This window comes from uncultured Imperialibacter sp. (assembly GCF_963974565.1).
Taxonomy (GTDB): Bacteria; Bacteroidota; Bacteroidia; order Cytophagales; family Cyclobacteriaceae; genus Imperialibacter; species Imperialibacter roseus.
Genome location: NZ_CAXBCJ010000014.1, coordinates 1 through 21399 on the forward strand (window position 1 = coordinate 1; position 21399 = coordinate 21399).

The following is a 21399-nucleotide window of genomic DNA, read 5'->3' on the forward strand; positions in this document are numbered from 1 at the left end:
GGAGCAAGTTGAAAAGATCACGAAGGTCTTTAGGTGACTATAGCGACGGGGTCCAGACTAGGCGTCCCCCCTCTTCCCCTTCCGAACAGAGAAGTTGGAGTTGTAGCGTTAGTGCACTTACTAAGAGCTTTAGGTGACTATAGCGACGGGGTCCACCTCTTCCCATTCCGAACAGAGAAGTTAAGCCTGTCTGCGCCGATGGTACTGCTGTGCAAGGTGGGAGAGTAGGTCGTTGCCTGATTTTATCAAACAACCCGCAAGGTTGTCAAAGCCTCTAAGAGTAATCTTAGAGGCTTTTTTGCGTTTAGGATGATTTAGAGTCAAGCGGAAAATCTGGGGAGTATCGTGAAAGAGTATAATGGATCAAGCGGGAAACCTAGGGAGTATCGAGAAAGAGTGTAAGTTAAGCCTGTCTGCGCCGATGGTAGACTGGCCGTCCGCCTGTGTGCAAGGTGGGAGAGTAGGTCGTTGCCTGATTTTATCAAACAACCCGCAAGGTTGTCAAAGCCTCTAAGAGTAATCTTAGAGGCTTTTTTGCGTTTAGGATGATTTTGTTACCTTCAACGAAAAGCGTTAGGATGAAAAAGAAAGAATGTCCATCGTGTGCCATGGATATTGATAGGAGCAGTAAAGTATGTCCTATCTGCGGACACAAGTTTGACCAGTACTCCCCAGTGGTTAAATGGATGGCTATATTCCTGGTGCTTCTGTTTCTCCTCTATTTGATTATCTAAGGCATTATTAGCCAGAGATCTTAAATGAGGTCATGCTGATAGGGCCCCACGAATCATCATTGAAAAATGAAATCTCATCTTTTTGTTCCTGCAAGCCCAATATGTAAAGCATTGGTAAATAGTGCTCAGGGGTGGGAATAGCCAGTTGGGCTTCTTTCCCCAGAGATTGATAGTTGATTAACGGGGTATGATTTCTGTCCGATATGAGGCTCTTGAACTGAGCATTGATTGACTCAGTCCAGTCATATTTGGCAAACATGTCATTCCAATTGACAAGGCGCAGGTTGTGTACCATGTTACCACTACCTAAAATAAGGACACCTTTTTTTCTCAGGGTAGCCAGTTCTTTGGCCAAGTCGTAGTGCCACTGCGGAGACTTGAAGTGGTCTATGCTCATCTGGATAATGGGGATATCAGCATCGGGGTACATATTTTTGACCACGCTCCAGCAGCCGTGGTCTAACCCCCAGTGATCGTGGTCAAATAAAATGTCGGTTTTTTCAACAAGTTTTTTTGTTTCCTCTGCGAGTTCGGGGCTGCCAGGTGCAGCGTATTGAACGGCAAATAATTCCCTGGGAAATCCTCCAAAGTCATGAATGGTTTTTGGTTGTTCCATTGCCGTTACATAAGTACCCTTTGTTTCCCAGTGTGCTGAAATGCAAAGGATGGCGGCTGGCTTCGGTAGCTCATAACCCAAGGAGTGCCAACCCTTTGTGTACGTATTTTCTTCAATAGCATTCATAGGGCTACCGTGTCCAACGAAAACTACTGGCATTTTTTCTGAAGCCTTCAGTGTTCCACTAAATTTTCTTAGGTCATTTAGGCTGTTCATGGCAGCGGAATTTGATAGTGATTCTTAATACTATTAAATGTATGTACATATAATTGTCTTAATTGGTTCCCGGCGTCTTCAACATAAATCACTGACCTGTAGCAGATTAATATTTCTTGTAACCATTGGCCTGAAATGAAGTCTTTACTAAATTAACAATGCATTGGGCAAAAACTCTTCTGTTGATTCATCAACAAGCTTTTTATTTATCAGGACTAATCAATCATGGTTAAAAATCTCATTATGGCTTCGTTTAGAAGCCTGCTGAAAAACCGTTTCTTTTCGGCACTCAACATCATTGGCCTTTCAATTGGTGTGGCGGTTTTCATGTTAATAGCTCAGTATGTACACTTTGAACGGAGCTACGAAAATTTTATTCCAGAGGCCGATAATATTTACAGGGTCAAGCTTGACGTGTTCAGGAACGGTGAACGGGTAGTTTCTAGTGCCGAGAACTATCCTGGTGCCGGGCCTGCATTTCTTCATGAATTTTCAGAGGTGACAAATTACGCCCGTCTCTACAATTTGGGCTATAAGAACAATGTGATTATCACCTATACGCCAGAGGCGGGCGAGCCGGTGGCTTTCAAGCAACGTAGGTTTCTTTATGCTGACTCCTCATTTCTGTCGTTGATGGGATATGAGATGGTGTCAGGCGACGCTGCCACGGCATTGGCTGAGCCCTTTAAGGCCGTGATTTCTGAAACACAGGCGAAAAAGTATTTTGGGAACGATAATCCTATCGGAAAGTTGATACGGATGCAGGATGATGATTTCAACAATGAGCTTTGTGAGGTGACTGGCGTTTTCAGAGACCTTCCTCCAAATACCCATCTAAAGTTTGATGTCCTTTTTTCCTATAAAACATTATATGCAAGAGGAGAATATGCTCCCGGGCGATATAATACCAGTTGGGCTAGAAAGGATATGTACACTTTTGTAAAGCTAAGGCCTGGAACCGATCTGGAAGCATTTGAGGGAAAATTTCCTGCTGTTCTTGATAAGTATAAGCCGAAGGATCAAACCATAGCGGTAGAAGATAAACTAAGTCTCCAGGCACTGCAAGATATTCATCTCCATAGCAATTTAGCGGACGAGCCGGAGACGAACGGCGATGCCGATATTGTTTTATTTCTCGGCTTAATTGGCGTTTTCGTCATCATAATTGCATGGATTAATTACGTCAATCTGGCAACGGCCCGGGCGTTGGAAAGAGCCAGAGAAGTAGGCATCAGAAAGGTAATGGGGGCGTATAAAAATCAACTTATTGCTCAGTTTATGGTTGAGTCGGCCATGGTAAATCTGATTGCACTCGTTCTGGCGTTGATCATTTCGCTGGCTTGCCTGGGTATTTATAACAATGTGTCCGGCTTGTCACTTACAGCTTCTTATTTTGTGTCTGACTGGTTTGTTCTGATGGTGGCAGTTATCTGGCTTGTTGGTACTATTCTTTCCGGCTTTTACCCTGCTTTTGTTTTGTCATCCTTTGCTCCGGTTGAAGTTTTACGAGGAAAGATGGCGACCAGCCAGCGAGGTGTCATGCTTAGGAAAGGGCTTGTTTTGCTCCAATTTGTTGCTTCTGTTTCACTCATTGCCGGTACTCTGATCGTGTTTAATCAGCTCAAGTACATGAAGAGTCAGGACATTGGAGTCAATATTGATCAGGTACTTGTTGTTGAGAGGCCGGGGATAGCTCCAAGGGACAGGGAAGCATTCAATTCTTCCATCGACGTGTTCAGGAATGAAATAAAGCAAAGCCCTACGCTGAATGCTGTAAGCACGACGGCGACGGTTCCGGGGAAGCAGAGAGATTACATAGTGGGAGTGAAAAAATACGGAACGTCGGACGACAACATTGTGCCACTGCGTTTCAATAGTATGGATTATGATTATCAGGATGTCTTTGAACCCTCTCTGATAGCAGGCAGGTACTTCGCAAGGGAATTCACCGCAGACCAAGACACTTCGGTTATTATTACTGAGTCGGCGGTTTCACTGCTTGGCTTCAGCTCTCCGGCCGATGCAGTAGGGAAGTTTGTTGACGTACCAGGGTTTCGTTGGGCACCCAAGATAGTAGGTGTGGTGAATGACTATCATCAGAAGTCATTCAAGAACGCCCTGGAGCCAAGTATTTTCTACTGCACATTATATGGCGGTGAGTTTTATTCCGTACGGCTGGTAACGAATGACTTGCAGGGTGCAATCAAGGAGGTGCAAGCGGCATGGACAAGGGCATTTCCAGGTAATCCCTTTGACTATTTTTTTCTTGATGACTACTTCAATACACAGTATGAAAATGAGCGAAAGTTTGGCAAGCTTTTCACCACTTTTGCAGTGTTAGCCGTGCTGATAGGCTGCCTTGGCCTGCTTGGCCTGGCTACTTTTACTGCCCAGCAGCGCACCAAAGAAATTGCGATAAGAAAAGTGCTCGGTTCGAAAGTGGCGGGTATCTTCTTTTTACTACTAAAAGACTATCTCATCATCATTGGAATTGCCATTGTTGCATCTGCCCCAATTGTTTATTTTTTCATGCAGAACTGGATCAACGACTTTCCTTATCAAACGGAAATCGGCATAGATGTATTTGTACTAGCTGGTTTAGCCGTATTGGTGATTTCTGTACTTACAGTTAGTTTCCAAACGATGAAGGTAGCCACGGCCAACCCTGTGAGATCACTTAGGAATGAGTGAAGAAAAGCAGTTGCCTTTTTCTGCTGATGCAGCATCTTTTTAAGATCATTCGTATTTTGAGCTTCCACTAAAGGAAGCTCAAAAATTATGAAACGATTTCTACTACCTCTCTTGTCTGTATTGGCCTTTGGTTGCTCTCAAAATGAAAGCAGCACGCAGGAAAGCAAGGAGGAAGTGCCGAAACCCAATATTCTTTTTATCATGTCCGATGACCACGCTATGAAGGCTATTAGTGCCTATAGCAAAGAACTTATCAGGACGCCAAATATTGATCGGATTGCTCAGGAAGGTGCTCTGATGCGAAATGCCTTTGTTACAAACTCCATCTGCGCTCCCAGTCGTGCGGCCATACTTACAGGGAAATACAGCCATCTTAATGGCTTGAGAGACAACCGGGATGAATTTGATGGCAGTCAGATGATATTTCCGAAGCTGCTTAAAACAGCTGGCTACCAAACCTATCTGATAGGGAAATGGCATTTGAAGTCGAAGCCACAGGGATTTGATTTTTGGAAGATACTTATCGACCAGGGGGAGTATTATAACCCGAGACTGGTTTCAGAAAATGACACCACCGTCGTGAATGGCTATACCACAGATGTGATTACTGATGAGGGGCTCTCGGTTCTGCAAAGCAGAGATAAGTCAAAGCCTTTTGTCATGTTGCTTCAACACAAGGCCCCACATAGAAACTGGCAGCCAAACATTAAACATTTTAGGCTTTTTGAGGAAGATCTGCCTATTCCTGCGACGCTGTATGATGACTACAAAGGCAGGCAAGCCCTGGCTGAACAAGATCAGCAAATCACCAATATGTGGCTGTCTAACGACCTTAAATTGACGCCAGATTATTATGAAGAAGAAACCGGCACGGGTGGCGCTGTTGGCCCTTCTGACCCGGAATCTTCCTATGCGGCGATGTTGAATCGAATGACTGAGGAGCAGAGAGTGCCCTGGGACGCTTACTACGACTCCGTTGGGTTGGCTTTCAAGTCGGCTAATCTTTCCGGAAAGGAGCTATGGAACTGGAAGTACCAGAGGTACATTAAAGACTACCTGAAGTGCATTGTGTCTGTGGACGAAAATGTTGGAAGAGTGCTGGACTACCTTGAGGCGGAAGGCCTGGCGGAGAACACCATTGTTGTGTACACGTCGGATCAAGGGTTTTATTTGGGCGAGCATGGAATGTACGACAAGCGGTTTATGTACGAGGAATCGTTCAGAACGCCTATGCTTATCAAATATCCGAAGGGGATCAGGTCAGGAACCTCTATTGAGGAGCTGGTGATGAATATTGATTTTGCACCGACTTTTCTTGACTACGCTGGTGTAGAGATACCAAAAGAAATGCAGGGCCTGTCAATGCGACCTTTGTTTGAGGCCGGGGTGAAAGACCCGAATGGCGGGAGTCGGTATACTATCATTATTATGAGTATCCTCATGGCTGGCACAAAGTAAAAAGACACTATGGCATTAGAAACTACAGGTATAAGCTTATTCATTTTTACCATGATGTCGACACCTGGGAGCTGTATGATTTACAACAAGATCCTCAGGAGATGAATAACCTCATTGATGATCCAAAATATGGTGATGTAGTCGAAGAGTTGAAAGCCAAACTGATAGAAAAGCAGATTGAGCTGAACGAACAGCCCGAGATCATTGACTTAACACGGGGTGAGGAGTTCATAGGCGGTGATCGCTTATAATTCTGTCCGGAGCGTGAGCTAAACTGAATGGGTGGTAAGGCTGACTAGTTATTGTAAAGAACTTCCATAGCCCCCAGGAGGTAAACCAAAGGTGCGTTCCAGTTGATGGCGATTTCGTTGGAAGCATAAGAACAATCATTATCGACAAACGACTCGTCAGGAATATTTGAAGGGTAGCCTTCACAGCCATCCTGTTGTCCGGGGTTGGGACCGCCGGAAAGTAGGCCGGGAACAGGCTCGTCTATCCCATCGGCAACTGACGGTCGGTGGTGAGGATGTATTGGGCTCTTGTCGCCATGGCCCGTTACAAAGGAATACCCGCTTGCGTTTCTGCCAAGCAGATAATCCATGTTACTCAGGGCCCCTTCCAGATACTTTTTGTCGTTGGTCAATCGGTAGGTTTGAAGCAAAGCCACACCCTGGTTCGCAGCTACGGCACTGCTACCCCAGACAAAGTCTTTTTCCGAACCACCCATTACCGTTTGCCAGGCGGCTGACCCATTTAGTAACCCGTCTGCAAAATTTATCAACTGAGCCCTTAAAGGAGTTATTTCTGAAAAGCTGGTGTGCGGAAGTTTATTGATAAAGCGGGCGAGCGAATAGTATCCCATTAGTCTCACATTTCCCCAAGAAGGTAAAGACAGATTCTCATCAGGAAATAGGTTGATGGCGGAATAGTAGGCCTCGTCACCTGTCGAAATATAAAGCTCACAAGCCGCCCAAATGAACTCGTCACCTACTGATTTGTCGCCGTAAGCTCCGGTAGTTATGTCCGGGTCGTGGGCCTTGTTCACTTCGTCTTGATTGTAAAGTACCTCCGGGTTTTGCTGTGCCCACTTCCACGCCTTTTTGGAGGCGGCCAGACAGCTGTCGGCAAGACCGGGCAGCTGAGATTCAAAGTTTGCAAAGACCCTGCTTGCTTGAGCGGTTACGGCAGCGAAATCCAGCGTGGCGGTGGTACTTTTTTGCACAACCCATCTTTTGTTGGTAGCATTTTCAGGCATCACCATGCCCTCAAATTTGGCCGTGGTCAGTTTATGGTAAACTCCACCGTCGGTGTCTTGCATCCGCAGCATCCAGCGAAGATTCCAAAGTGTTTCGTCAAGAAGGTCCGGAATATCATTGTTGCTTTCAGGAATATTCAGATCAAGCTTGCTGTAATAGGCAGGGAAGTCTTCATAAGCGGACAGTAAAGTACCCATTGTAATGCCGCTGTTGACAATGTACTTATTATAGTCGCCGGCATCGTACCAGCCTTTGGGGGCTGACAGTTTGAAGTCGGTGGGCCTTTCGGATGTTGCCGCCGAGGGGTGTACAAAAACGGCAGTGTCGGGATGGCCACCTGCTCTGGTCCATTTGCCAGCATAGATTTCCGGCAGGTCAGTTGACATACGCTGGTAGTAAAAGCCTTTTATGGAAGCTTTGCTGACTTCATTCAGCACGTTCGGCTCTATTTCAAAGGGATAGGAGTCGGCCAGGCCAGTCGCCTGAATGACATAGCTACCCGGCCTGTCGAGTATGGTGAAATCGGCGGCACGAGTGGTGTAATTGCCAAATGACGATTGGTTCGGCTCACCTAGCTGTCCTTCAAAAACTGCCTTGTTTGAGTTAAGGTCAACGACAGTGAATTTATCCGCCGCTGCACCTTTAATGATAGCGATTTTAGGAGCGCCAACGTAAAACCCAATTTGGTTAAGGTAAATGCCAGAGCCCTCGGCGGGCTCTGACTTATTTTGTTGCTGACAAGCGAAAGAAATGGCCAATAACAAAATAAGGTTAAGGACACTTCGGACGTATTTCATGTTGTTCCTGTTTTCAGGAGTGAAACTTTAAATCTTCTTGATCAACTCAATCGCCTCTTTCGTTTTCCTTTCTAGTCCGGCGTAGTCTTTTGCATCGAGCAGGTCTTTGCTAACCAGTTTACTACCCATACCCACGGCACACACGCCTGATTTGAACCAGCCTTTGAGGTTGCTTTCTTCAGCCTCTACACCCCCTGTTGGCATAAAAAGAAGATCGGAGAAAACTGCTTTGACTGCAGATACAAACTCGGGGCCCAGGAGGTTGCCTGGAAACAGTTTTACCAACTTAGCACCATTTAGCTCGGCGCCAGCAATTTCGGTTGGTGTCATGCAGCCAGGAATCCACTGCAAACCAGCCTTGTGTGTCACTTCTGCCACATCAGGGTTCATGGCTGGGCAGATGATGTAGTCGGCACCAATGCCGATAAAACTACGAGCCGCTCCCACATCTTTGATGGTTCCTATGCCGAGGAGTAGCCCGGGAAAATCCTTAGACGATTGCTTTTTCAGGTATTCGAAAACACCGAAAGCCTCCGCTCCCCTATTGGTGAATTCTATCGTACGAATTCCGGCTTTATAAAGGGCTTCAATGGCTCTGATGCTCACTTCTTTGTCGGAATGATAAAACAATGGAAGCATTCTTTGGGCCTTAATAGCGGCTATGGCGTCTGGTCTATTGGACATTTCTCTTTTTTGATATGGATTCGTAAAACAAGGAAATAAAATTGTGCCGCCGAAACGGCACATTCACTAACGGGCTACTCTACCGGAAGCGTCGCCTCCCATGAGTTTTTCCACCTCGCTTTTGGTAGCCAGGTTGGCATCACCAACGATGGTATGCTTCAGACACGAAGCGGCAACTGCGAAATCAAGCGCATGCTGATCGTTGTCAGGATACTGCAGCAACCCGTAGATCAAACCGCCCATGAAGGAGTCGCCGCCACCAACACGATCAACAATGTGAGTGATCTGATATTGCTTCGATTCGAACATTTTTTTGCCGTCGTACAATACCCCAGCCCACGAATTGTGTGATGCAGAGATAGAACCTCTCAACGTAGTAATTACTTTCTTAGCCTTTGGGAACTTCACCATCATTTGCTTACACACCGAAAGAAAGGCTTGCGCTGTTACTTCATGCCCCTGTGTGGTTACATTCAGTCCTTCTGGCTTGATGCCAAAGTGCATTTCAGCGTCTTCTTCATTGCCTAGGATAATATCGCAATAGGAAGTAAGCTCAGTCATGATGGGTTCAGAAGGTACACCATATTTCCAAAGTTTAGCTCTATAGTTGAGGTCAGTAGAAATAGTGATGCCCATATCGCTGGCCACCTTTACCGCTTCAAGGCAAGCGTCGGCTGAGCCCTGCGAAATGGCGGGCGTAATACCAGTCCAGTGGAACCAGCCAGCTCCTTCAAATACCTTTTTCCAATCGATCATGCCCGGCTTGATGTCGGCCATTGACGAGTGGGCTCTGTCGTAAACTACTTTGCTGCCACGACTCACTGCGCCGGTTTCCAGAAAGTAGATCCCCAGACGATCTCCGCCGAAAATGATGTTTTGCGTATTCACACCTCGCTTGCGCATCTCCATCAACGCACATTCGCCAAGATCGTTTTTGGGGAGCCTGGTCACAAAATCAACAGGTACACCGTAGTTAGCCAGGGAAACGGCCACGTTTGATTCGCCGCCTCCATAAACTACATCGAAGGAGTTGGCTTGTGAAAATCTAAGAAAACCCGGAGGTGACAACCTCAACATGATCTCGCCAAATGTTACTACTTTTTTCATTGTCGGAGTGAATTAATTCGGATGAAAGTTAAAACATTTTCTTTATTCTAATGCCCCGTATGGCCATTTGGTTATTAGACGAAATTAAAGGGAAACACCCCTCTTCCAGGGAATAAAATCTTCCTGGCCATTTCGATCAGCTGCACATTTTTCTTCGCCACTAGCCACTTTGATCAGGTAATCGAGGATGCGCCCGCCTGCTTGTTCGATAGTTTCGCTGCCTTCGATAATGGGGCCTGTATTGATATCAATGATGTCAGGCATTTTTTCATACAGCTTGGTATTACTCGACAGCTTGATGACCGGGGCTATCGGATTGCCTGTAGGCGTGCCCAGGCCAGTTGTGAAGAGGCAGATTGTTGCGCCGGAGCCAACCATGCCCGTTGTTGATTCCACATCATTGCCAGGTGTGCAAAGTAGCGTAAGGCCTTGCTTGCGCACCTTTTCGGGGTAGTCGAGCACATCCATTACCGGCGAAGTGCCACCTTTTTTCGCCGCTCCTGCCGATTTGATAGCATCAGTGATCAAGCCATCCTTGATATTGCCTGGCGAGGGGTTCATGTCGAAGCCGGAACCTGCCTCGTGGGCTCGTTGGTTGTAGCGAGTCATCAGGTCGACGAACCGATTGGCTGTGGCTTCGTCGACACAGCGGTCGCAAAGTTCTTGTTCTACTCCGCAAAGCTCAGGAAACTCCGAAAGGATGACGGAGCCGCCCAGGGCTGATATGAGATCGGAAGTATAGCCGATAGCCGGATTGGCCGAGATGCCCGAGAATCCATCGGAACCGCCACATTCCAGCCCCACGCAAAGTTTGCTCAACGATGCGGGCTCTCTATGTGACTGGTTGGCGATGATCAGTCCTGTAAAGATCTGTTTCACAGCCTCACCGATAAGGTCTGCTTCACGGCCCATTTTCTGCTGTTCAAACACCTGAAAAGGCTTGTTGAACTTAGGGGAGCGCTTGTCAATTTCTTCTTTCAAAATGCTCGCTTGTGCATTTTGACAACCAAGGCTTAGCACCGTTGCACCAGCAACATTGGGGTTGGTGATATAGCCAGCCAACAAACCACAAAGTGCCTGCGCATCCTGCCGGGTGCCGCCACAGCCCATGGAGTGGGTGAGGAAGCGGATGCCGTCTACATTGGGGAAAAGTGGGTTGTTGCTAACACCAATGGTGGTTTCGTCAAAAGCCACTTCCTGTATGTCGGAAACACTCTGCCCCGACTGGTACATAGAAATCAGTCGTTTTGTGAACTGCTTGTATTTTTTTGGGCTAGAGAACCCAAGTTCTTCCAGAAGTGCCTCTTTCAACGAGTCAACGTTTTTGTTTTCACAAAAAACCATCGGCACCACTACCCAGTAGTTGGCAGTGCCGACAGATCCGTCCGACCGGTGATAACCCATGAAAGTTTTGCTTTTCCACTTGCTAACATCGGGGGCGACCCAGTTGTTTTTTTTCTCTCTTGCATGAAGGTCGCCCACTGCATGCGTGGTGTTCTCAACGGAAATTCTCATGCCCTTTGCAATGGGATTTTTAGCAGTGCCTACCACCAGGCCGTACATTTTGATTTTATCGCCCTGAGCCATGTCATTCATGGTGAACTTATGCTTGGCGGCAATGGGTTCTTTGAGTGTGTAGCTGGCCCCGTCCAGGCTCACTGTGTCGCCCTGGGCAAGGTCGGTGAGGGCAACGATGACGTTGTCGGCTGGGTGTACTTTAAGGACTTTAGCGTTCATGGCAGAAATTTACAAAACAGTTTGCAGTGCAGCCCTCATTCCGCCGGAAGAAATAAGGGAGAGTTTTTCGGTGACATCTTTTTCGAAGCCGGGTAGCCTGGTGAGATCGGCGCTCCAAAGGCTTTCGTCCCTGAGTACAGCATTGGCTATTTTCTCAGCACCGTACTTTTTCCAAAGGTCGCTCAGGTAGCCAGCTTTGTCATCCTGGATCAGGTATTCTTTTCCATTGGCGGTTCCATAGTACTCAGACCCTTTTGCTTCTGATTTCATAAAACAAATGGACGCTGCAAAACCAAGGGCGAAAAGTGAGGGTACGTCGCTCTTTTGCTCGTAGTGCTTTAACAGAATCGGCAGGTCTCGCATCTTTATTTTGGAAGAATACTGCAAGGTGATGCTGAGCCATTTGTGTTGGATAAATGGATTGCGAAACCGGTCAAGAACGGTTTGTCCGTAGCTTCTGGCTTCGTCTACCGAAAGTGATGGCCCGCTGATGGCTGGGGCCAATTCCTGCATCATGAGGGTTTCAATGAAGCCAGACAGTGCATTGTCTTTCATGCCTTCTTTCACCGTTTCGATGCCAGCGAGCACTCCTATGCCACTTGAAAGGGTGTGCGTTCCGTTGAGCAGTCGCAGCTTCAGCTCCCGGTATTTTGTAATATCTGGTGCAATCACTACGCCTTTGTCTGCTTTGGCAAAAGAAAGCACATTGTTTACTTTTGGATCAGACGCTTCGATGGCCCACAAACTATAGGGTTCAGAAAGAATGGCCAGGTCATCAGCGTAGTCGAAATTGCGGTCAGTATCGGGAAGTTTTCCGGGCACTATTCTGTCGACAAGAGAACTACAGAAGTGGTTGGCTTCGGAAATCCACTTGATGAAAGCTGTGTCCAGCTGGTTTTGTTTTGCCAAAGTAAGCACGATGTCTTTCAGCTTTTGTCCATTGTCGACAATAAGTTCTGTGGGCACGATGACAAATCCTGGTAGGCCGGCAGTGTAGCGAGCCTGTAATATGGCCAGCAGCTTACCAGGAAATGATGTTGGAGGCTTGGCCGTGATTTTATCTCCGTCAAGTAAAGCAATTCCCACTTCGGTGGTGTTGGAAACAATGACCTCTATGTCGGGATTGACCGCACATTTCATGATTTCTTCCCACTCGCTTTTAGCGGAAAGCACCCGGCTGATACTGCTGTTGACAATTGTTTGGTCAACAGTTTTTCCTTCTTGAATGCCTCTGACTACATGGGTATATAGCCCGTCCTGCTCCTGGAATTCGTTGGCGCCTCCCCGGTCTGTCGACTTAATAACGACAACTCTACCGTTGAAAACCCCTTGTCTGTTGGCTTTATCGATGAAGTAGTCGATAAGTCCACGAAGCAGGATGCCTGTGCCAAACTGCAGCACTTTTTCCGGGAGGTTAAAGACGTTGGAGGGAGGCACAGCGGTTCCTTTCGGGAATTCAATTTCTTGAAGGGTTTGTTTGGTAAGTTTCATTGAAATCGGTTGGGAGGTCGAAACGGCCCCTAGTTACATAATTTTAGAGAAAGCTGAAAAACGGGTTTTATATCTCTACCATCGCTTTGATGACGCCTGTTTTTGGATCGAGCCAGGAGTCGAAAGTTTTCTTTACTTTATCAAAGGCGACCCGGTGTGTGATATAGGTACCCGGGTCGATGAGTTTGCTTTTCATGCAGGCCAGCACATGTTCAAAGTCTTCCCGGGTGGCATTGCGGCTGCTCATCAGGGTGCCTTCCCGTTTGTGAAACTCCGGATGACTAAATGTGATGTCTCCTTTTTGCAGACCAACGAGTATGTACCGGGCGCTGTGAGCCATGTAGCTAAAAGCTTTATTGATGGCAAAAAGGCTGCCAGTGGCATCGAAAACCACTGTTGGCATGCTACCGCCTGTGATGTCCTTTATGGTTTCGGCGGGGTTTCCTTCTGAAGGATTAACTGTAAGGGCCACAATGTTTTTTTCTTTGCAAAAGGCTAGTCGCTGGTCGTTGATATCCATTGCTATGACTTTGGCACCGGCTATTCTGGCAAACTCCATAATGCCCAACCCAATAGGCCCGGCACCAATCACCAGCGCAAATTCGCCCTTTCTTATTTGCGCACGTCTTACTGCGTGGGCCCCTATCGCCAGCGGCTCCACAAGAGCCAGTTCTTCTAAGGTATGATCGTTGCCATGCACCAAAAAATAAGAAGGGACAGAAAGGTACTCAGCCATGCCGCCGTCGATGTGCACACCACTTACTTTAAGGGTTTCGCAGCAGTTGGGCCTGCCAGAAGTGCAGGCAATGCAGGTGCCGCAGTTGAAGTAGGGGATGAAGGTAACTTGCTCGCCTTTTGAGAAGCCTGGAGCGTCTGTTTCGGCTATCTCAGCTGCTAGTTCGTGCCCCAGGATTCTCGGGTAATTGAAGTAGGGCTGTGTGCCTTCGTAGGCATGAAGATCAGTACCGCAGATGCCTATCCTTTTGATTTTCAGGATGGTGTTGCCCTTGGAAAAGGACGGTTCTGGAAGATCCTGATAATCGAATTGGCCGGGTGTAGTGCAAATAAGAGATTTCATCAGGAGTTGTTCTATTTCAGTTTAGAAGAGTTCATAGGGTTGTCAAATAGATGACGAGATAGATGGCGTTGTCCCTTACTTGATTGCATATCCTCACGAATTAAAGTGCTCTGTCGAGGTGAACGTAGCCGCCATCGACATGGATAAGTTGTCCGGTGGTGTGGCTCGATCTGTCAGAAAGCAGAAACGCAACTGTGTTGGCGATTTCTTCCGGTGTTGTCATTCGGTTTTCCAGCGGAATCCGGTCTGTTACTTTTTTCAGGTACTCTTTTGGGTTGGGCTGCTGGGCCACAAACCATTCGTACATGGGCGTCCAGCACTCAGACACCACCACGCCATTGACACGAATACCGTATTTCAGCAGCTCCACTGCCCACTCACGGGTGAGGGCATTGCGTCCGCCATTGGCCGCTGCGTAGGCAGATGTGCCACCCTGCCCGGTTTCGGCGGTTTTCGACACGATGTTCACGATGGCACCTTTATTCGCTTTGAGGTAGGGCAGGGCATAATGAGCAATCATATAGTAGTGCACCACGTTTTTATGGATGCTTGCCATGAACTTTTCGTAGCTGCCATGCTCCAGGTTCACACTGTCGTTAACGCCAGCATTATTCACTAAGCCGTCAATCCGCCCAGCTTTTTCAAAAGCAAATTGCACGGCTTTTTCGCATTCTTCCGGGCTGGTCAATTGCGTCGAGCGCTGGTAAGCTTTCCCTCCTGACTTCTCTATGTCGGCCACCACCTTCAGGTTGTCTTGCTCATCAAGACTTATGACGACGGGAATGGCACCTTCTTCCGCCAGGGTTTTGGAAATGGCTTCACCTATGCCTCTTCCGCCGCCGGTGACGATGATTACTTTGTCTTTTAGGTGTAGATTCATGGTCTATTTATGTAAACCCTCCAAGGGCCTGGAGCCGCTTGGAGGGTTGTTAGCAATCAATTAAAATCAAAATCTCTCCAAACGTCTTCTTTTAAAAATTCCTCATGCATTTGGGTAAATAGCCCCTTATCGCCAAACCATTCCGAAGCTTCCTCTCTCCTTAGCTGTGTTGGTTTGCTCGAACTGTAACTATGCCATGATGAATGTAGCCAATCATTCAGGTTAGATACAAACCCATGATGAATAGGGTTAAGGTGAATGTAGGTAATTAGCCGTGTATAATAGGTTTTAGATTCAACGACTTTCCTTTCGAAATTAGGTATAAAAAGGCTGCCTCTACGATCAAACATATTGTTGTAGGCCTGGGTATAGCCATTCAACAGGTGAGAAAATTGACTACTAAGAAATTTTTGAATGCTATTGGGTGTGACTTCAATAGTAGACTTTTTTAATTCAACCACCGGGGCTATCTCTTCCGCAGGCTTAAACCTTACCATTAGGTGTAGATGATTTGGCATTAGGCAGTAAGCAAAAGTGTCAGCTATTGGAAATATGTATAGGCTGTATTTTTGAAGGAAGTAGCGAGAATTTTCGTCTATTCTGAAAATATTCTCACTTCCATTGGCATGCGTCCAAATGTGATATGTTTTATCTGGCCGAAGAGGAATTGTTGGTTTTGCCATTTTAAACAGCATTTTCGTTAAACCCTCCAAGGGTTTCGAAACCCCTTGGAGGGTTACAAAAGAAGTCACTCTAGATTATAAAACCTCGCAGCATTTCCGCCCCAAAAAGCTGCTTGCTCGCTCTTTGAAAAGCTGGAAAAATAATCGTCGACGAGATCAACCACCTGCGTGTAGTCGGCTGCACAAAGGCAAACGGGCCAGTCGGAGCCGAACATGAGGCGGTCCATTCCAAAGCCTTCAACCACCACATCAAGATAAGGCGTAAAGTCAGCCTTTTGCCAGTTTTTCCAATCAGCTTCGGTGACCATGCCAGATACCTTGCACATAACGTTGTTGAACTGGGCCAGTGCACTAATATCCTTTTTCCATTCCTCAATCTTGCCCGCCTTGATGTAGGGCTTGGCAAGATGATCCAACACAAACGGCTGATCGGGAAACTCTTTGACTAGCTGGCAGGCATTTTTCAGGTGCTTTGGGAAAATGAGGATATCATATGTGAATCCAAATTTCCTGAGCTTCCCGATCCCATTTCGAAAGGCCGGCCGCAACATAAAGGCGTCGTCGGCTTCTCCCTGGAGGATGTGTCGAAACCCTTTCAATTTTTTATACTTGCTAAGCGAGGCGAGCTGCTGCTCTATGTCTTCAGCTTGTAAATCCACCCAGCCCACTACGCCCTTGATAAAATCGTTGGCTTGTGCGTTTGCCAGCTGAAATTCATTTTCCTGCTGGTTTTGATCGACTTGTACGAGCACACAGCTATCGATGCCGTGCGCATGAAGCACCGGCTCCAGGTCATCGGGCATAAAATCCCGCTGTATCACCTTCATGGAGCCGTTGATCCAGCCATGTCGGGCCGAATCGTACTTCCAAAAGTGCTGATGAGCATCAATTTTTGGCATTTTTGCAGGCAGTCAGGCCCTCCACGCAACTACTTTCTGCTTCGACACGCCCATGCCGTCGATGCCCAGCTCCATTACGTCGCCAGGCTTCAGGTAAATCGGCGGATTGAAACCTAGTCCAACACCTTTTGGTGTTCCTGTGGAAATAACATCACCTGGAAGCAAGGTCATGAACTGGCTCAGGTAAGAGATGAGGAATGGCACCTTAAAGATTAGGTCTGAGGTGGAGCCGTCCTGCATCATTTTTCCGTTAACGGACAGCCAAAGACGCACATTGTTGATGTCTTTTATTTCATCGGGAGTGACCACATAGGGTCCGAGGGGGGCAAATGTGTCGCAGCCCTTGCCTTTGTCCCAGGTGCCACCACGCTCCAGCTGGAACTCACGTTCCGACACGTCGTTGTGCAAACAATAGCCGGCCACGTGTTTCATGGCATCTGCTTCTGAAACGTAGCTTGCCTTCGCTCCAATGATGACGGCCAGTTCCACCTCCCAGTCAGTTTTTACAGAGTTTTTCGGAATCATTACCTCATCATTTGGTCCTACAAGTGATGTTGTAGACTTCATGAACAGGATTGGCTCTTCGGGAATTTTGGCGCCAGATTCTTTAGCATGATCGGCATAATTGAGGCCTATGCAGACAATTTTGGAAGGCCGGGCAATGGGGCTGCCGAGCCTGGCACCAGCAGGCACTTTGTCGAGCGACGTCTTGTTTCGAGAAACAAAGCCTTTTAGTCTTTCCAGCCCACCGGTTCCGAAGAATTTTTCGTCATAGTCCTCACCGAGGGGTGATACATCATAGTGCTGGCCGTCGATGGCTACACCTGGTTTTTCTTTGCCCGCCGGGCCGAATCTTAGTAGTTGCATTTATCTAGGTATTAAGTTTTATAAATCCGCCGTCAATTGGGTAATCAGTTCCGGTGATAAAGGAAGCCTCATCGGAACACAAATACAAGACCAGATGGGCAACTTCATCAGGTTTCCCCATTCGGCCTATCGGCTGTGTTTTTGAAAGTTTGTCGAACATTTCCTGCTCTTTGCCCGGGTAGTTTTTGGCCAAAAACCCATCTACAAAAGGTGTGTGCACTCTGCCGGGAGAAACGCTATTACACCGGATATTGTCGGCAAGGTAATCTTTGGCAACAGACAATGTCATGGCATAGATAGCCCCCTTGCTGGTGGAATAGGCAAAACGATCAGCGATACCCATTTGCGCAGCCACGCTGGCCATATTGAGAATTACACCGCCCCCAAGCTTTTTCATGATTGGTATAGCCTCATGAATACAATTGTAGACGCCTTTTACATTCACATCCATCACCCGTTGGAAGTCATCTTCGCTGGTTGTGTCGGCTCTGCCAATGTGGGCAATGCCGGCATTGTTCACCAGGATATGGATGTCGCCGATGGTTGTAAAAAGCTTCCGTACTTCCGTTTGTTTACTAATATCGCAGATGTGAGCAGGCGCTGTAAGCCCTTCAGATTTTAAATCGGCGAGGGTGGCGTCGACATTGGCTTGGTTCACGTCAATGATTTGCACGTTAGCACCGGCTCTTGCAAAGGCAAAGACAGTTGCTTTTCCAATACCACTGGCACCTCCTGTAATGACGGCTGTTCTATTTTTAAGATTATACATTCTTATTCAGTTGTTCAGTCAAAGAAAATATTTTATCCATTAAAAGCCACTTTTCGCCAGGTTTAGCTGTGGGCAGTGCCTGCTGGTATCTCCACATCAATTTTTCCCATTCCTGTACTTTCGGGTTTGTGGCATCCATTGCAGCCTTCTTCTCGAAGCTAAAAGTACTATTCGCTTTCATCACCATAAAGAGCCGGTTGCCTGAGCGGTATATTTCCATCTGCTCTATTCCACTTTCTTTGATGCTGTCCAAAATTTCCGGCCACACTTGCTGGTGATGCCTTTCATAGTCAGCTATGAGTTGTGGATCATCTTTCAGGTCAAGTGTCAGATAAAAAGTCTGCATTTTCAGTCGTTTACGAAAGTGCTTTATTTCTTTTCATTACTCTCAGGCAATAGATGCCTACTAAAAGGAGGCAGAATAACGGTAAGATAAAAGAAAAGTTGACCTCAGGAATGGAGCCAAACAATTGCAAGTCATTTAATCCGGTTCCTCCCCAATCGATGATGCCTCCCTGAAGAGGTGGCATCAAAGCACCACCCACTATGGCCAGTATCAGTCCGGCTGACCCTAGTTTTGCCTCATCGCCCATGCCTCTGAGGGCAATACCATAGATCGTTGGAAACATCAGCGACATGGCAAAGGAAACACCCACCAGGCAGTACAAGCCTACCATGCCATTAATAAGTATGGCGCCAATACAAAGCACAGACCCAAGCATAGCAAAAATGAGCATCAGTCTGGCCGAATTGATATAGCGAAAGAGAAATGTGCATATCCAGCGGGCAGTCAAAAACAAGATGGTGGAAGCTACCACATAAACCGTTGCATTTAGCTGATCATCCAGCGGTCGTGACTCATTCAAATTTGTCACGTACTGATAAATAAACGTCCACACCATGATTTGGCAGGCAACGTAGAAAAACTGAGCGAAAACGCCTTCGTAGTAGTCCTTGTTAGCGAATAGTTTTTTGAATGTCGTTCTTAAATCGAGCTTGTCCACATGTCTGGCGGGATCGTCAATTTTCACCACCATAAACAAAATCATGATGGCGAGCACCACGAAACCAAGCACGATATAAGGAGTGCTTACAATGGAGAGGTCATGCTCAATGATTTGCTGTTTCTGTTCTAAAGACAGTAATTCCGTGGGGGCATCGGCGCCAATTTTTGTATCAAGCCTGTCGACGACATAAATCCGTGCAATCACCTGCCCCGTAAGTGCGCCGATAGGGTTGAAAGCCTGTGACAGGTTCAACCGCTGCGTGGCTGTCTCTGCTGGCCCCAGTTCCAGGATCATTGGGTTGGCTGTGGTTTCAAGGAATGCCAGGCCAAACGTGAGGATATAGAATGATACTAAAAACAAGTTGTAGCTCACAAGCAGCGCCGACGGATACATGAGCAGCGATCCCAGCATGAAAAGAAAGAGCCCGAGAATAATGCTCGATTTATAGCTGTACTTTCTAATGAACAGTGCTGCTGGGATGGCCATGGTGCCGTAGCCTCCGTAGAAGGCGAGTTGGACATAAGAGGCTTTTACATTGGAAATGTTTAGCACATTTTTAAACACCTCAACCATTGGGTTGGTAAGGTCGTTGGGGAAGCCCCACAGAAAGAATAGGGAAGTCACTAAGACAAACCCCAGGGTGTAGTTTTGCTTGCTCGACATAAAATAGGTAGGTGTTATAAAAATGGCAGCTAACTGATCTGCCTCTCTAACATACTAAGAAAAGCGCCTCTTTCGAAGCGCTTTTCCTGTATAAGTTCATAAAACAGGGCCGATGGCTAATTATCCCGTAAAGCTGGTCATGATATAGACCACAATGGCCAGCACTACCAGCGAGAAAACAATATCCCAGGCGTTGTAGCTGGCCCTGTTTTCGGTTTTTTGTTCAGCGCTCAAAGTGCTAAACGTAAGCCCTTTTATTTGTTCGGCTGATGGTGCGGCAGAAGTCATACTGACGACCAGGCAGACCAAAATGGAGAACAAAAAGAACCACGATGAAAACGTAAGGAAGTTCACGTTTCCGAAGGCATACAAGAAGCTGTTAGGATTAAGCGAATCGCTTGCCAACTCCAGTGAGAGTCTGATAAAAACCACGGCCATACCAACGATAAGTGTAGTTAATGCGCCCCTCGAATTGATTCTTTTATGGAAAATGCCCAATAAGAACACAGCTGCAATTGGTGGCGCAATGTACGACTGTACCGATTGCAGGTATTCATACAATACACCCGAAATGTTCTGCATGATAGGAATCCAAAGGATGCCCAGCACAACGACGATGCCAGTGGCTATCCGGCCTACTTTCAGCAGCTTGTCGTCTGGGGTTTCGGGCCTTAGCTTTTTGTAAATATCAACCGTGAAAAGCGTGGAACACGAATTAAACACTGAGGCAAGTGAACTCATCAGGGCGGCCAGCAAGCCTGCTGCCACAAGCCCTTTGAGGCCCACTGGCATCTTGGCCATCAACAACGTGGCAAAGGCCTGGTCAGGTGTGTCCCACGAAAGCTCACCACGGTTTTTCAAGGCCAGTGCAACCACGCCCGGAATAAGAAACAGAAACACTGGAAGCAACTTTAATAGCCCGCCGAATATAGTGCCCCGGCGTCCTTCTTTGATGTTTTTGGCTGACAACACTCTTTGTACGATGTACTGGTCGGTGCACCAGTACCAAATGCCGACAATGGTGCTGGAGAAAACCAGACTTGGCCACGGAAAGTCAGGATCGCTTGGTGGGCGCCACATGTTGAGGTAGCCTGGCTCCAGCGCTGACCGCATGCCTTCCCAACCGCCAACGGCATCGAGACCAATGAACGTAAGTGTGCCTGCGCCAATAACAAGCACAATAGTTTGTAGCGCTTCGGTGTATACCACGGCCTTCATACCACCCAATACCGTGTAAATTCCAGTAAGAATAACTGTCATTAAAGCGCCAAACCAAAAGTCGATTTGCAGTAAGGAGGCGATCACAATTCCACCGGCATACACCGTTACGGAGACTTTTGTTAACACATAGGCTATTAATGAAAAGACGCTCAGGAACCAGCGTGTTCCCGGGCTGAACCTTTTTTCGAGAAACTCGGGCATGGTGAAAACACCACTGCGGATGTAGAAGGGAAGAAATACCCAGCCAAGCATGAGCACAATCCAGGCATGCAGCTCATAAATAAGCATAGGTATTTTGTCGCCTGCTCCGGTGCCGGCCAAACCGACCACATGCTCCGAACCGATGTTGGAAGCAAAAATGGAGGCGCCAACCACAAACCATCCAATGTTGCGGCCTGCAAGGAAGTAGTCTTCAGTAGTTTTTTGTTTTCGGGAAATGACCCAGGCGGCGAGGCCACCGATTACCACAAAATAGCCGACAATGACTATCCAGTCTAGCGTTTCAAAACTGTTCATAAGTAGGTTTAAGTAGAGTGTAACTGTTA

17 protein-coding genes, 1 rRNA gene and 1 pseudogene are annotated in these 21399 nt (G+C 47.2%); 4 read left to right on the forward strand and 15 right to left on the reverse strand.

Annotated elements, in window-relative coordinates:
* Positions 1 to 129 precede the first annotated feature (129 nt).
* Positions 130 to 241 (forward strand): 5S ribosomal RNA (rrf, locus tag AAC052_RS18500).
* A 500-nt stretch (positions 242 to 741) separates the two neighbouring features.
* On the opposite strand, the gene ygiD is transcribed toward rrf, so the two are convergent.
* Entirely contained in the window at positions 742 to 1566 is an 825-nt protein-coding gene (gene ygiD / locus AAC052_RS18505; RefSeq protein WP_339814964.1) for a 4,5-DOPA dioxygenase extradiol, read from the reverse strand.
* 243 nt (positions 1567 to 1809) lie between these two features.
* Here ygiD and AAC052_RS18510 point away from each other — a divergent pair, with 243 nt between their 5' ends.
* The 3 genes and pseudogenes from AAC052_RS18510 to AAC052_RS18520 all read left to right on the forward strand — a co-directional run.
* Positions 1810 to 4257, forward strand: a complete 2448-nt coding sequence (locus tag AAC052_RS18510) for an ABC transporter permease (RefSeq protein WP_339814965.1) — start codon at positions 1810 to 1812, stop codon at positions 4255 to 4257.
* Positions 4258 to 4476: 219 nt separating this feature from the next.
* A complete protein-coding gene (locus AAC052_RS18515) occupies positions 4477 to 5715 on the forward strand; it encodes a sulfatase-like hydrolase/transferase (RefSeq protein WP_339815064.1) in 1239 nt (412 codons plus the stop codon).
* Positions 5709 to 5966 (forward strand): annotated as a pseudogene (locus tag AAC052_RS18520) (sulfatase/phosphatase domain-containing protein); the annotation flags it as partial. The gene AAC052_RS18515 and the pseudogene AAC052_RS18520, both read left to right, overlap by 7 nt.
* A gap of 44 nt (positions 5967 to 6010) precedes the next feature.
* Here AAC052_RS18520 and AAC052_RS18525 read toward each other — a convergent pair.
* The 14 genes from AAC052_RS18525 to AAC052_RS18590 all read right to left on the reverse strand — a co-directional run bounded on the left by AAC052_RS18525 (position 6011) and on the right by AAC052_RS18590 (position 21370).
* Entirely contained in the window at positions 6011 to 7768 is a 1758-nt protein-coding gene (locus tag AAC052_RS18525; RefSeq protein WP_339814966.1) for a glycoside hydrolase family 9 protein, read from the reverse strand.
* Positions 7769 to 7795: 27 nt separating this feature from the next.
* A complete protein-coding gene (locus AAC052_RS18530; RefSeq protein WP_317488177.1) occupies positions 7796 to 8452 on the reverse strand; it encodes a bifunctional 4-hydroxy-2-oxoglutarate aldolase/2-dehydro-3-deoxy-phosphogluconate aldolase in 657 nt (218 codons plus the stop codon).
* Between the two features lie 66 nt (positions 8453 to 8518).
* On the reverse strand, positions 8519 to 9559 hold the full coding sequence (locus AAC052_RS18535) for a sugar kinase (RefSeq protein WP_317488176.1): 1041 nt from the start codon (positions 9557 to 9559) through the stop codon (positions 8519 to 8521).
* Positions 9560 to 9643: 84 nt separating this feature from the next.
* Positions 9644 to 11296, reverse strand: a complete 1653-nt coding sequence (locus tag AAC052_RS18540) for an altronate dehydratase family protein (RefSeq protein WP_317488175.1) — start codon at positions 11294 to 11296, stop codon at positions 9644 to 9646.
* Between the two features lie 9 nt (positions 11297 to 11305).
* The gene (locus AAC052_RS18545) at positions 11306 to 12787 is read right to left on the reverse strand and encodes a tagaturonate reductase (RefSeq protein ID WP_339814967.1); all 1482 of its coding nucleotides are present in this window, start codon (positions 12785 to 12787) and stop codon (positions 11306 to 11308) included.
* A 67-nt stretch (positions 12788 to 12854) separates the two neighbouring features.
* Positions 12855 to 13865 carry a zinc-binding alcohol dehydrogenase family protein gene (locus tag AAC052_RS18550; RefSeq protein WP_339814968.1) on the reverse strand — a complete coding sequence of 337 codons (1011 nt, stop codon included), beginning with the start codon at positions 13863 to 13865 and terminating at the stop codon, positions 12855 to 12857.
* A gap of 100 nt (positions 13866 to 13965) precedes the next feature.
* Positions 13966 to 14745, reverse strand: coding sequence for an SDR family oxidoreductase (locus tag AAC052_RS18555; protein ID WP_317488172.1), 780 nt, complete (start codon positions 14743 to 14745; stop codon positions 13966 to 13968).
* A gap of 56 nt (positions 14746 to 14801) precedes the next feature.
* Positions 14802 to 15242 carry a hypothetical protein gene (locus AAC052_RS18560; RefSeq protein WP_339814970.1) on the reverse strand — a complete coding sequence of 147 codons (441 nt, stop codon included), beginning with the start codon at positions 15240 to 15242 and terminating at the stop codon, positions 14802 to 14804.
* Between the two features lie 251 nt (positions 15243 to 15493).
* Positions 15494 to 16327 carry an amidohydrolase family protein gene (locus AAC052_RS18565; RefSeq protein WP_339814971.1) on the reverse strand — a complete coding sequence of 278 codons (834 nt, stop codon included), beginning with the start codon at positions 16325 to 16327 and terminating at the stop codon, positions 15494 to 15496.
* A gap of 12 nt (positions 16328 to 16339) precedes the next feature.
* The gene (locus AAC052_RS18570) at positions 16340 to 17194 is read right to left on the reverse strand and encodes a fumarylacetoacetate hydrolase family protein (protein WP_339814972.1); all 855 of its coding nucleotides are present in this window, start codon (positions 17192 to 17194) and stop codon (positions 16340 to 16342) included.
* A gap of 4 nt (positions 17195 to 17198) precedes the next feature.
* Positions 17199 to 17963, reverse strand: a complete 765-nt coding sequence (locus AAC052_RS18575) for an SDR family oxidoreductase (protein WP_339814974.1) — start codon at positions 17961 to 17963, stop codon at positions 17199 to 17201.
* Positions 17956 to 18309 carry an L-rhamnose mutarotase gene (locus AAC052_RS18580; protein WP_317488168.1) on the reverse strand — a complete coding sequence of 118 codons (354 nt, stop codon included), beginning with the start codon at positions 18307 to 18309 and terminating at the stop codon, positions 17956 to 17958. The genes AAC052_RS18575 and AAC052_RS18580 overlap by 8 nt, the downstream gene beginning before the upstream one ends.
* Before the next feature lie 10 nt (positions 18310 to 18319).
* The gene (gene fucP, locus AAC052_RS18585; RefSeq protein WP_339814975.1) at positions 18320 to 19633 is read right to left on the reverse strand and encodes an L-fucose:H+ symporter permease; all 1314 of its coding nucleotides are present in this window, start codon (positions 19631 to 19633) and stop codon (positions 18320 to 18322) included.
* A 120-nt stretch (positions 19634 to 19753) separates the two neighbouring features.
* On the reverse strand, positions 19754 to 21370 hold the full coding sequence (locus AAC052_RS18590; protein WP_339814977.1) for a sodium:solute symporter: 1617 nt from the start codon (positions 21368 to 21370) through the stop codon (positions 19754 to 19756).
* Between the last annotated feature and the right edge of the window lie 29 nt (positions 21371 to 21399).